Consider the following 11,821-nt stretch of genomic DNA (forward strand, 5'->3'; position numbering starts at 1 on the left):
CGCGCGTGCTGCGCCGCCGGCTGACGCGGGTCGCGGTCACCGTCGCGGTCGCGGCCGGTGGCGCGCTGTTCGCGGCGACTGCTGTGGTGGGGGACGAAGCGGGAGCGCAATCCATGGGCGCGGGACTAGTGCACGTTCAGCACTGACGGCGTGCCGCCACAGGTGGCGCGGGGCAGACAACGCCCTTCCGACTCGGCTTATCGGCTGATTCGTCGCTCGACGGCGCTCGGGCTCTCCGGATCGCGATAGTTGTTGAGTACCACCGCGAGACATCCGAGGGCGATGACCGCGCCGGCCGCGAACATCACCGGATAGCCGATGCGCAAGGCGTTGTGCAGCAGCGACAGCAGCGCCGGTGAACCGAATCCGAGGTAGCTCACCGAATAGAACACCGCGGTCAGCCCGGCCAGATCGTCCGGCCGGGCGATCCGCTCGATCTCCTGCAGTCCCGCGACCATCCCGATGCCGAATCCGAAGCCGAGCACGGCAGCGGTCGCGACGACGGCCCACAGCTGTAGCGACGCCGCCGCGTAGACGGATGCGGCCATGCCTGCCGTGGTGAGGATCAGCGACAGTGCCGCGATCCGCGCGGTACCCGGCAGGTCGATCCGCCGCGCCACCGACTGGATGGCGAAGCCGCATCCGAGCGTGATCACCGTGATCAGCGCGGAGAAGGCGATCGGGGTTCCGGCGATGCGGTCGGCGGCCAGCGTCGGCAGGATCGCGTAAGCGGCCGCGGCGGAGGTGAACAGCCACAGCGCCAGCGGCAGTGCGATGCGGCGGAAACGCCGGTGGCCGGCCGCCGGAATCCGCAGATCCTCACGCAGTGGCTTGCGAATCGGTTGCGGTGCCACTGTTTCCGGTGCGCGCTGCACCCAGACGGCCGCGATCACGCACAGTGCCACATTGATGAGATAGGCCAGGGTCGCGGGCCACGGCCCCCACTGCGCCAGCACCCCGGCCACGCCGGCTCCGATGGCGAAACCGCCGGTGAGGCTCATCGCCGAGCGGCGAGCGCCGGTGCCGGGAGCCGACACGGGCGCGAACGGCGGCTGCGACAGCTCCTTCAACCAACTGCTGCCCACGGCCATGGCCAGCCCGAGACCGACTCCGCACAGCACGCGCCCGATCGACAACATCGGCACCACGCCGGAACCGAAGGCCAGCAGCGTCGATCCGACCGCGGTGATCAGCGGTGCGGGCCGCATCAGCCGCTGCCTGCCGTAGCGATCCGACAGCGGCCCGCCGATCAGCAGCGCCGGCACGATGCCCAGGACGTATTCGAACAGCAACAGATCGACCGTCGTGACCGGCAGGCCGTCGTTCTTGTACACCACCAGCAGCGGGGTGAATTCGTTTCCGCCCCAGGCGATCGCGAAGACCGCCGCGGCCACGCCCCACCACGCGCGCGGGGTGGTGGCGACCCGTGCCGGGCGGATGTCGACGGCGGTCGGCGCGGTCATCACAGTCCTCTCAGTTCGAGCTGGTGCACACCCGAAAGGTGTTCGGCCAGTGCGGTATCGAAGCCCGCGGTATCGCCGGCGGCGATCAGATCGGTCAGCTGCGCATGCTGTTCCACGATGCGGGCGGTATTCATCGGCGCGCGGTGCAGGGCGACGCTGTTCATCCGCCGCTGGCGTTCGCGCAGCGAGTCGTAGAACCCGGTGAGCAGCGGGTTGCCCGCGGCGACCACATAGCCGCGATGGAAGTCGGTGTCCTCGGTGGCGAAGTGCGACAGCGCCCGGCCGTCGGACGCGGCGAGGCTCGCGACGAGTTCGCGCTGGCGGGTCAGTGATTCGCGCAGGGCGTCGATCAGCGCCGGCCGCTCGTCGGCGGTGAGGGCGCGCACCGCCGCGGTCTCCACGACATAGCGGGCATGTGCGACGTGTTCGGCCTCGTGTGCGGGAATGGGTACCACCAGCGCGCCGCGTTTGGGATACAGCCGCATCCAGCCCTCGGTCTCCAACCGCAGGAACGCCTCCCGGACCGGAGTGCGCGAGGTGCCCAGATCGGTCGCGATCTCACCCTCGCTGATCAGCTCTCCCCCGGGCAGTGCCCCGGTCAGGATGCGCTCCTTGATCTCCCGATAGGCGCGCTCCGCGGCTGAATACGTCTTAGACACAAGTTGTAGCTTAGCGGGGACATGGGATGAATTGCCATGTGGGTGCCGACACGTCCGACCCGCCTCGAGCGTGGGTGGTGACGGCCTTCCCTTCGATGTGACGCCCCGCACAGTACTTCCCGGTAATGCTGTTTCGGTTGCCACTGAGCTGGGAATTCGGCGGACTATCGGCGAGGTTGCGCGATGGTGCCCGGCACGGCCGGTCGCCGGTGTTGACCTCCGCCGCTATAGGTGTAACTATGGGAAACAGTTACCCATGCGAGATGGAGAGGCTGTGACGACGATGTCCGTTGCCGCGACGCCGGAAGTAGACCCTGTGGTCGCCGAGGCCATGGAATACGCCCAGAAGCTGCTCCTGCTGTCCGAGGGTTCGGTCAACAAGCACTTCGATCCGTTCACCGACATCGATTGGGACAACCCCGACTTCGCCGCGACCGCCGGCGAGAAGCGGTGGATCCTTCCGGAATCCGCCGACCCGCTGGGACGTCACCCCTGGTACCAGGCGCTGTCGGACGAGCAGAAGATCGCCATCGGCAAGTACCGCCAGGCCAATGTCGCCAAGGTCGGCTTGCAGTTCGAGTCGATCCTGATCAGCGGCATGGTCACGCACAACTTCAGCCTGCCCAACGGCTCGCCCGAATTCCGGTACTGCTCCCACGAGATGATCGAGGAGCACAACCACACCCTGATGTTCCAGGAGATGGTCAACCGGATCGGCATCGATGTGCCGGGGATGGGCCCGCTGGTCCGTAAGCTTCGCTACATCGCCGCGCCGGTCGCCGCCCGGTTCCCGAATCTGTTCTTCATGGCGGTGCTCGCCGGTGAGGAGCCGATCGACCACATCCAGAAGCAGATCCTGCGCTCCGGCGAGGAAGTGCATCCGATCATGCGCGGCGTCATGGCGATTCACGTCGCCGAGGAGGCGCGCCACATCTCCTTCGCGCACGAATTCCTGAAGAAGCATGTGCCGGAGTCGAATCCGGCCGCGAAGTTCGTGCTGTCGCTGGCCATGCCGATCGTGATGTGGATCCTCGGCCGGTCCATCGCGACCCCGCCGAAGTCCTTCTTCAAGGAATTCGACATCCCCGAGGACGTGCGCAAGGAACTGTTCTACGGCTCCGCCGAGGCGCAGCAGACCTTCGCCGACTACTTCATCGACGTGCGGGCCCTGGCCAAGGAGCTGGGCCTGATGAACCCGATCTCGAAGAACGTCTGGAAGCTGCTGAAGATCGACGGCCCGGCCAGCCGGTACCGCTCCGAGCCGCAGCGCGCCAAGACCAAAGCCGCCTGAAGGGTAGCCATACAGTGCCGTATGTAGTCACCCAGTCGTGCTGCAGCGACGCCTCCTGCGTCTACGCATGCCCGGTCAACTGCATCCATCCCACGCCCGACGAACCGGATTTTCTGACGGCGGAGATGCTGTACGTCGACCCCGCGGCATGCGTGGACTGCGGCGCCTGTGCCACGGCCTGTCCGGTGGACGCCATCACCTCCTCGAAGAAGCTCACCGCGGAGCAGAAGCCGTTCATCGAGATCAACGCCGATTTCTATCGCCAGGCGCGGCCGCGTCCACTGCTGGCCAAGCCGGTGCCGGCCGCCGAGGTGGACACTGATCGCGGCCCGATGCGCGTCGCGATCGTGGGTTCGGGTCCCTCGGCGATGTACGCCGCCGACGAGCTGCTCACCCAGCCCGAGGTGACGGTGACGGTCTTCGACCGGTTGCCGGTGCCCTACGGCCTGGCACGCCACGGCGTCGCGCCCGACCACACCCGGACCCGGCAGGTGAGCCGGTTGTTCGATGTGATCTCCGCGCAGCCCGGATTCGGGTCGTACCTGAATGTGGCGGTGGGCGCGGACATCTCGCACGCCGAACTGCTGGACCATTTCGATGCGGTGATCTACGCCGTGGGCGCCTCCTCCGACCGCAAGCTCGGTATCCCCGGCGAGGGTCTGCCCGGCAGCCTGTCCGCGACCGAGTTCGTGGCGTGGTACAACGGTCATCCCGACTTCGCGCAGCGCAGTTTCGATCTGTCGCAGCGGCGCGCGGTGATCGTCGGCAACGGTAATGTCGCGCTCGACGTGGCCCGGATTCTCACCATGGATCCCGAACTGCTCGATGCCACCGAGGTGTCGCCGGCGGCGCTGGCGGCACTGCGGCACAGCAAGATCGAGGAAGTGGTGATCGTGGGCCGCCGCGGTCCCGCCGAATCCGCCTTCACCGTTCCCGAATTCGTGGGCCTGCTCGGATCCGATCTCGACATCGTCGTGGAAGGTGATGTGCCGGAACCGACTCCGGATATGCCGCAGAAGGTCGAGCAGAAACTGAAGCTGCTGCGCAGCGTGGCCGACCGTCCGGTGGGCGCGCGCAAGCGCATCGTCTTCCGCTATCTCTCCTCGCCGGTGGCGCTGGTCGGCACCGACCGCGTGACCGGAATCGAGCTGGTGCGCAACGAACTCGTGACCGACGAGGCCGGTATCACCCGCGCTGTCGCGACGGACGACACCGAAACCCTGGATACCGCACTGGTTCTGGCTTCGGTGGGTTACCGCGGCGTGGCCGTGCCGGGGGTGCCGTTCGACGAGCGCGCCGGTGTCATCCCGAACGCCGACGGCCGGGTGCTCGAATCCGCCGGCGGCGCGGTGGTTCCGGGAACCTATGTGACCGGCTGGATCAAGCGCGGTCCGACGGGCTTCATCGGCACCAACAAGTCCTGCGCGCAGCAGACGGTGCGACAGTTGGTCGACGACTTCAACGCCGGGCGTCTGCGCCGGCCCACCGCCGACGCCACCGATTTCGATCGGCTGGTCCAGCGCCGCCGCCCCGATGCGGTGCGCGGCGGCGCCACGGCCCAGCCGTGGTGGAAGCGAAAGCTGCTCGCTCGCGCCTGAGCCGGGTCTTTCGACCGAATGCCCCGATCCGCCCGGATCGGGGCATTCGTCGTTTCGGCAACCATCCAGTCATTCGGAACGGCCGGACGGATTTCGGTCTCGTGAATGTCATTGCGGCAATTCCATAGAAAACCGGTCGGTATTCCGCGCGATCAACTGTGAAATGGCCAGTTTTGCCAGCTATTCTCGTGCGGTAGCCGAATTCGAACTTCCGACTTTGCCGAAGATCGCGGCCTATCAGGTGTTTTGCTCGATCGAGCGGTGGGTGTGAAAGCTTTTCCGCCCATTCGGTTTCCGTGATCGAGACCGACCAGCTAACCTGTGTTCGCTATTTGGTAAACGACCGCGACCACATGGTTGAACCACCTGGGGCCGTGGTCTCGGTGCGTTGACGGGATGGCAATGACGGTTGGCTTCGGCATGAGCATCGGCACAGTGAATTCCGTGTGGGCGGCAACTGCCGGTGATCGCGGCCGGCCGGCCGTCCGCGTGCGTCGCACCGCGGTCACCTTCGACTGCTCCGGCGATGTCCGAGTCGGCGGAGTGCCTCGATTCGCGCCGGTGGTCACGGATTTCGCCGACCTCACCCGCGTGCGCGAGCCGGTATCGCTGGGCGGCCGGATCCGGTCCTCGGCCGACCTGGTCGCCTCGGTCGCCACCTGCCTGATCGAGGGCAGCGATCCCGAAGCCGGGCCGGTCCTCACCTATCCCGCCTGTTACACCGACCGGCAGATCGCCTCGCTGCAGTACGCGCTGCACCGCTGCGGCGCCTTCGACGTGATTCTGATGCCCGAACCCGTGGCCGCGGTGGAATGGCTGGACGGCGAATACGGTGTTTCCGCAAGCTGTTCCACGCTCGTCTACGACCTGGGCGCCAACAACCTGGACGTCGCGGTGGTCCGGACCGAGGCCGAATGGAATCAGCGCGGAGTGCTCGGCTCGGCCCTGCGATCCGATGCCTTCGGCGGCCGGCCGCTGGGCGCCGTCCTGGCGCGCTACGCACGGACGCTGGCTCCGGACGTGCCGGCACCGGTGTCGACGGTGGTGCCGGCCGAGGACACCCGCCGCCTGCGCGCCTGGCATATCCGCAATTCGCTCCGGGTGGTGCGCGATTGCCTGCAACGTGCGCGGGTGACCATCGACGACGTCGATCGCGTGCTACTGATCGGTGGCGCCGCGCGACCGGTCGAGGTGGCGGAGGTGCTGGCCGAGTTGGGTCCTCCGGTGATCGTCCCGCCGGATCCGGCGCATACGGTCGCGACCGGAGCCGCCATCGCCTCGGCTCGATTTGCCACGAGCAACAGCAACGCCGGGCGATACGCCCGGGGCGCCGCGGTCGTATCCTCCGCCGCGGTCGTGTCCGCTCTCGCCATGTCGGCGGCGACCATGATCGGCGGTGGCCCGCTCGGTACCGACGGCCCGATCATGGAATTCGCCCCCGCGCTGGCCGGCCCGGCGGATGCGTTGCGCGAACAGGTCGGCGACCTGCCGCAGACACCCGGCTTCGGTGTCGGATTCACTTCGCTGGCGGCCCGCGCCGACACTTTGATGGGCACCTCGCTGTCCGGAATGCGCGGCTACGCCGTCGCGGCGCAAGACTTTTCGCATGCCATGGCCGATCGGGTCGAGAACGCGCTGCGCGACGACGGCGCCGTCACGCCCTGCGTGCCGCCCCGCGCCCGGACCTACTCCGATCCGGCGCGTTTCACCAACCCCATGCCGTTCGTGAACTCGGGCGCGGCGGCGCTCCTGGCCGCCGGCGCCGCGGCCGGCAACCTGCCCGGCGCGGGGCATCCCGGTCAGCCGGGATCCGGTGATCAGGGCACCCCGCCCGGCGGGGGCTCCACACCTGAGGACTCGTCGAAGCCCGGAAATCCGGCGCCGAAACCGGACGGTTCGAGTACACCCGCATCCGGCACGAACCCCGTCCCCGCCGACAAGACGACCGCGACTCCCGGTGCGTCGTCCGGGAATTCGCATACCGGCGATGCCGCGTCCACTCCGCGGCCCGGGCACTCGAGCGGCACCGCGGACAGCGGTGACGGCTCGGATACCACGTCCGCCGAGTCGAATTCGGCCGGTGCGACCGGCGGGTCGAGTGCATCCTCCCAGGGCTCGGACTCCGACAGCGCCGATACGCACGGCTCGCACGCCGACGACTCCGCGAACTCCAGTGGTACGAAATCGGATCCGGCGAAACCGGGGACGGCGAACTCGGGCCCGGCGCACTCCGGCGACGCCACGAACTCCGACACCGGACCCGATGCCGGTGGTACGACGAATTCGGGCGACGGTTCCCACTCGGGCGACTCCGCGAATTCGAGCGACTCCGCGAATTCGAACGGCACTGCCAATTCGAACGGCACTGCGAACGCCGGGGACAACGCGAAGCCCGGCACCTCCGCCCCCACCGGTGGCGGCACCGATTCCGCACCGACCGGTGGTGCCCAGTCTGCCCCGGGCACAACGTCTTCCGATACCGCCCCGGGTGCGGGAACCGCCCGTCCTCCCGGCCTCGGGGGCAGCACGGCCACACCTCCCGGCGGCGCTACCCGCCCCGGCGGGACGAACCCCGCACCGGTCGCCCCCGCCCACCCCGGAGCCGTCGCGCCGAGCCACCCAGGCCTCGGCGCCACCCCCGGTGGCGGCTTCCATGGGGGTGGCCTGGGCGGCGGCTTCCACAGCGGTGGTTTCGGCGGTTTCGGGCACTGACCGGGTTCACCGACAGGGTTCGGCCCCGATATCGCGCCGAGCCGGCGGTGACGAGTCCCGACGGCTGTCCAGGACGTCGAGGTAGTGCTGGTTGGACATGATGCCGAGCAGATTGCCGAAGGGGTCGACCACCGAGGCGGTGACGAAGCCCGGACCGCGTTCGGTGACGGGTTGGTGTTCGGCCGCGCCGAGTTCGCGGAGCCGCTGCAGTGCGGCGTCGAGATCGTCGACGTGCCAGTACAGCAGTGCGCCGCCGGGTTCGTGGGCGGGGTCCGGGCAGTAGCGGCGATCGATGATGCCGAGTTCGTGCCGGTAGTCGCCGATCCGGAACTCGATATAGCCGGGAACCTCGAAATACGGTGCGGTATCGAGCAATTCGCCGTACCAGCGCTTGGCGGCCGCCAGGTCGTCGGCATAGTAGGACACGGTCGTCATTCCGCGCAGCATCGGTCTCTCCTCGGTCGTTGCGGTCTTCGATACGATCCTCGCGGTCAAAGTGCTCACCGAATGAGCACTTTGTTCGGCAGAATTGCCGTATGCGCGCCGACCGTCTGATTGCCACGCTGCTCCTCATGCAGGCGAGGGGCCGGGTGACCGCCGCCGAGCTCGCCAGGGAACTCGAGGTGTCCGTGGCGACCGCGCGCCGCGACCTCGAGGCGCTGTCGTCGGCAGGCGTTCCCGTCTACTCGCAGCCCGGCCGGGGCGGGGGCTGGGCGCTGATCGGTGGTGCCCGCACCGACCTCAGCGGAATGACGGCCGACGAGGCGCGGGCGCTGTTCCTGCTGCTCGGTCCGGCGGCCTCGGGCTCGCCCGCCACCCGCTCGGCGCTGCGAAAGTTGTTGCGAGCCTTGCCGGAGACGTTCCGCGAACAAGCCCTGGCCGCCTCGGCGGCGACGCTGATCGATCCGGTCGGCTGGGGCCGGCGGCCGCGATCCGAACCGGCGGAGGTCGAGTTGCTGCAACAGGCCGTCGCGCGGCGACGGACGGTCCGATTTCGCTACGGCCCGGCCGGTCGTGAGCGAGCCGTCGATCCCTGGGGCGTCGTCGACAAGGACGCCGTGTGGTATCTGATCGCCGGGACCGACCGGGGGCGCCGGACCTATCGCGTCGACCGGATGAGCGAGGTGACCGTCGGGGACGGCGTCGCCGACGTCCCGGCGGATTTCGATCTGGCGCAGGCGTGGTCGGAGATCGTCGAACAGATGGAACATCGCCGCGGCGAGGTGTCGGCGATCGTGCACGCCGATCCCGAGATCGTGCCGGTCCTGCGCGATCGGCTGGGCCGGCACTGCGCCGAGGACGGTCCGGTCGACGGCGGCCGGGTGCGGCTGCGGATCAGCGCCCATCTGCCGCGCGCGATCGCCGAACAGCTCGCCGGATTCGGGGGACGCCTCGAAGTCGTTGCCCCCGAATCGATTCGGCGTGAGCTGGCCGCGCTGGCGGCCGAGCTCACCGCCATCTACCGCTGATCCGCGTTACCGAGCGGTGAACCCGCCGTCGACCGCGACCGCCGCGCCGGTGACGAAGCTCGCCTCGTCGGAGAGGAGGTAGGCGCACAGCGAGGCGATTTCCTCCGCGCGGGCGATTCGGCCGAGCGGGTGCAGCGCCGCGATCGCCGCCTCGCCTTCGGGTGTCGCACCCATCGACGCGCGGAACGCCGGGGTATCCACCGCGCCCGAAACCAGCGCGTTGACCCGCACACCCGCGGTGGCCGTCTCCAGCGCGACCGCGCGGGTCAGGCCGACCACGCCGTGTTTGGCAGCGACGTAGGGGGCGACCGAGCCCATACCGACCACGCCGAGGTTGGAGGCGTTGTTGAGGATCGCCCCGCCGCCGGACTCCAGCAGCGCCGGCACCTGGGACCGCAGGCCGAAGTACACGCCGGTGAGGTTGAGTTCCAGATCTGCGCGCCAACCGGCTTCGTCGATGTCCTGCACCGGTCCGAAGGAGTTGACCGCGCCGGCGTTGTTGAAGGCCGCGTCCAGCCGGCCGAATTCGTCGATCGCGGCGTGGGTGAGCCGATCCACGTCCTCGGCCACGGTGACGTCGGTCGGGACGAAGACGGCCCGGCCGCCCTGGGCGCGGATATCCGCGGCGATCCAATCCCCGGCCTCCTTGCCCCGGGCGCCCAGCACCACCGCGGCGCCCTCCGCCGCCACTCGCCGGGCCACGGCCGCGCCGACCCCGCTGCTGGCGCCGGTGATCAGTACGACCTTCGATTCGAAGCGGTGGTGCACTGTCGTGTCCATCTCTGCTGCCCTCTCCATATCCGTTGTCTGCCACGCGATCTCGTGACAGGTGCCAGTCAAGTCGCGCGAAACCGGCAAAGCTGACGGGATTCGGACCTGTAGTTGATGTGTCATCTAGTCGTCGGAGTGGCATACCGCCGGGTAACGGCGGCGGGGCTGTAAGCGCAGATGCACGATCGGTGACAATGACCGGGTGAACAGTCCTCGACTGATTGCCCTGGATGTGGACGGGACCATCCTGCAGGCGGGCGCACCGATGAGCCCGCGGGTGCGTGCGGCGGTGCGTGCCGCGGTCGACGCGGGCGCCCATGTGGTGATCACGACCGGCCGCACCCTGCTCGCCACCCGGCTCGTGATGGAGGAGCTGGGACTCGAGGAGGGCCAGGCGCTGTGCTCGAACGGCGCTGTGCACGTGGACATTTCGAACTGGGAACCACTGGCGGTCCACACCTTCGACCCGGAGCCCGCGGTCGCGACACTGCGTTCACTGCTGCCCGATATGGTGCTGTCGGTGGAGAAGGTGGGAGTGGGGACCTGGGCCACCGGCTACTACCCCGGCAGCTTCCGGCTCGGCGAATTCCGCTTCGTCGACGATGCCGAACTGAGCCTCGAGCCCACCACGCGGCTGAACGGCTGGTGGCCCGGCGGCAGCCTCGACGAAATGATCGACGCCGTCGGCGAACTCGACCTCCCCGGCGCCGGCTGGGTGCACGGCGAGGACGAACCGTGGCTGGTGGCCTCCAAACAGGGGGTGTCCAAAGGCTGGGCGCTGGAACAACTTCGCCTGACCCTCGACATCCCGCTCGAGCAGACCCTGGCCATCGGCGACGGCTACAACGATATCGACATGCTCACCTGGGCAGGGCATTCCGTCGCCATGGGCAACGCGGTGCCCCCGGTCCGCGAGCTCGCCGACGAAACGACCGCCGATATCAGTGAGGACGGGGCGGCCCTGGTGCTGGAGCGCTGGTTCGCGGGATGAACCGCGAAGCCGGCACGACCCACGTGGGTCCGGACCGGGCGGGACCAGGGTGACCGAGACTGCCGGAAGGACAGGCGGAATCAGGCCGTGAGGTCGAGGGACATCCGGTCGGCGGCCCGATAACGCTCGAGCGCGACCTCGGTGAGGAACCGGTGCGGCCCGATCGCAGGTGCGTGCACGAGGCCGGGTTCGGCGACGGCGAGACGATCGATGAGCAACCCCGGGGCCAGGAACCACGGGGCGACCATCACCCGGCGGGCTCCCCGGCTGCGCAGATCCGAGACCGCTCGGCTCAGCGACGGCTGCGTGGTCGCGAAGCAGATCGCGGACCGCCAGCGGGTGCTGTGCGTGAGCGCCACCGCGACCTCGGCCGTGATCCGGTTGGCGGCCGCGGACGAGGATCCGACGGCTGCGACCGCGATACCCAGCTCGGCATCGTCGCGGTCGGCGCCCGCGTGCAGCGCTCGGTCCCGCAGCGCCGCCACCAGTCGTTCGTCGGTTCCGAGCACATCGGCCTGCGTGATCCGCAGCAGCGGATGCCGACGGCGGGCAGCCGCGAGCATGCCGGGCAGATCCACCCGGGCGTGAAACGCACTGCCCAGCAGCAACGGGACGACAACGGCCTCGGTATGTCCCTGTGCCGCAACGGCATCGATGACCTGTTCCACCGAAGGGGTGTTCAGGTCCAGGAATGCCAGGCGCACGTCGACATCCGGACGTTGTCCGGCGATCTCGGCGACCACGGCCGACATCGTCGCGGCGGACCGCGGATCACGGCTGCCGTGTGCGACCGCGATCAATGCCGGGGCGCGGCCGGTGGTGACACCGGCGAGCGACCGCTCGCCGTTCACGAACATCCCACCGGCC

General features: G+C 68.9%; 10 protein-coding genes. 5 read left to right on the plus strand and 5 right to left on the minus strand.

What is annotated here, in order from left to right; all coding sequences use genetic code 11:
- Positions 1-197 precede the first annotated feature (197 nt).
- Both NN2_RS16355 and NN2_RS16360 read right to left on the minus strand, forming a co-directional pair.
- Positions 198-1,463 carry an MFS transporter gene (locus NN2_RS16355; RefSeq protein WP_063014580.1) on the minus strand — a complete coding sequence of 422 codons (1,266 nt, stop codon included), beginning with the start codon at positions 1,461-1,463 and terminating at the stop codon, positions 198-200.
- Positions 1,463-2,122, minus strand: coding sequence for a GntR family transcriptional regulator (locus tag NN2_RS16360; protein ID WP_063014583.1), 660 nt, complete (start codon positions 2,120-2,122; stop codon positions 1,463-1,465). The genes NN2_RS16355 and NN2_RS16360 overlap by 1 nt, the downstream gene beginning before the upstream one ends.
- 283 nt (positions 2,123-2,405) lie before the next feature.
- Between NN2_RS16360 and NN2_RS16365 the strand changes: the two genes are divergently transcribed.
- The 3 genes from NN2_RS16365 to NN2_RS16375 all read left to right on the plus strand — a co-directional run bounded on the left by NN2_RS16365 (position 2,406) and on the right by NN2_RS16375 (position 7,723).
- A complete protein-coding gene (locus NN2_RS16365) occupies positions 2,406-3,413 on the plus strand; it encodes an AurF N-oxygenase family protein (protein ID WP_063014585.1) in 1,008 nt (335 codons plus the stop codon).
- A 14-nt stretch (positions 3,414-3,427) separates the two neighbouring features.
- Positions 3,428-5,011, plus strand: coding sequence for an FAD-dependent oxidoreductase (locus NN2_RS16370; RefSeq protein WP_063014587.1), 1,584 nt, complete (start codon positions 3,428-3,430; stop codon positions 5,009-5,011).
- 420 nt (positions 5,012-5,431) lie between these two features.
- Positions 5,432-7,723: an Hsp70 family protein gene (locus NN2_RS16375; RefSeq protein WP_063014589.1), complete on the plus strand. Its 2,292-nt coding sequence runs from the start codon at positions 5,432-5,434 to the stop codon at positions 7,721-7,723.
- Positions 7,724-7,729: 6 nt separating this feature from the next.
- On the opposite strand, the gene NN2_RS16380 is transcribed toward NN2_RS16375, so the two are convergent.
- Positions 7,730-8,170, minus strand: coding sequence for a VOC family protein (locus tag NN2_RS16380; RefSeq protein WP_063014591.1), 441 nt, complete (start codon positions 8,168-8,170; stop codon positions 7,730-7,732).
- Between the two features lie 89 nt (positions 8,171-8,259).
- On the opposite strand from NN2_RS16380, the gene NN2_RS16385 reads away from it, so the two are divergent.
- On the plus strand, positions 8,260-9,192 hold the full coding sequence (locus NN2_RS16385; RefSeq protein WP_063014593.1) for a helix-turn-helix transcriptional regulator: 933 nt from the start codon (positions 8,260-8,262) through the stop codon (positions 9,190-9,192).
- A gap of 6 nt (positions 9,193-9,198) precedes the next feature.
- On the opposite strand, the gene NN2_RS16390 is transcribed toward NN2_RS16385, so the two are convergent.
- The gene (locus tag NN2_RS16390) at positions 9,199-9,972 is read right to left on the minus strand and encodes an SDR family NAD(P)-dependent oxidoreductase (protein WP_063014595.1); all 774 of its coding nucleotides are present in this window, start codon (positions 9,970-9,972) and stop codon (positions 9,199-9,201) included.
- A 193-nt stretch (positions 9,973-10,165) separates the two neighbouring features.
- On the opposite strand from NN2_RS16390, the gene NN2_RS16395 reads away from it, so the two are divergent.
- Positions 10,166-10,954 (plus strand): HAD family hydrolase, encoded by a 789-nt coding sequence (locus NN2_RS16395; protein WP_063910784.1) that lies wholly within the window; start codon positions 10,166-10,168, stop codon positions 10,952-10,954.
- A gap of 80 nt (positions 10,955-11,034) precedes the next feature.
- Here NN2_RS16395 and NN2_RS16400 read toward each other — a convergent pair whose 3' ends face one another.
- On the minus strand, positions 11,035-11,811 hold the full coding sequence (locus NN2_RS16400) for a sirohydrochlorin chelatase (RefSeq protein WP_063014704.1): 777 nt from the start codon (positions 11,809-11,811) through the stop codon (positions 11,035-11,037).
- Positions 11,812-11,821: the final 10 nt, after the last annotated feature.

Source organism: Nocardia nova NBRC 15556 (genome assembly GCF_001613005.1).
In the GTDB taxonomy this organism is placed as follows: domain Bacteria; phylum Actinomycetota; class Actinomycetes; order Mycobacteriales; family Mycobacteriaceae; genus Nocardia; species Nocardia nova.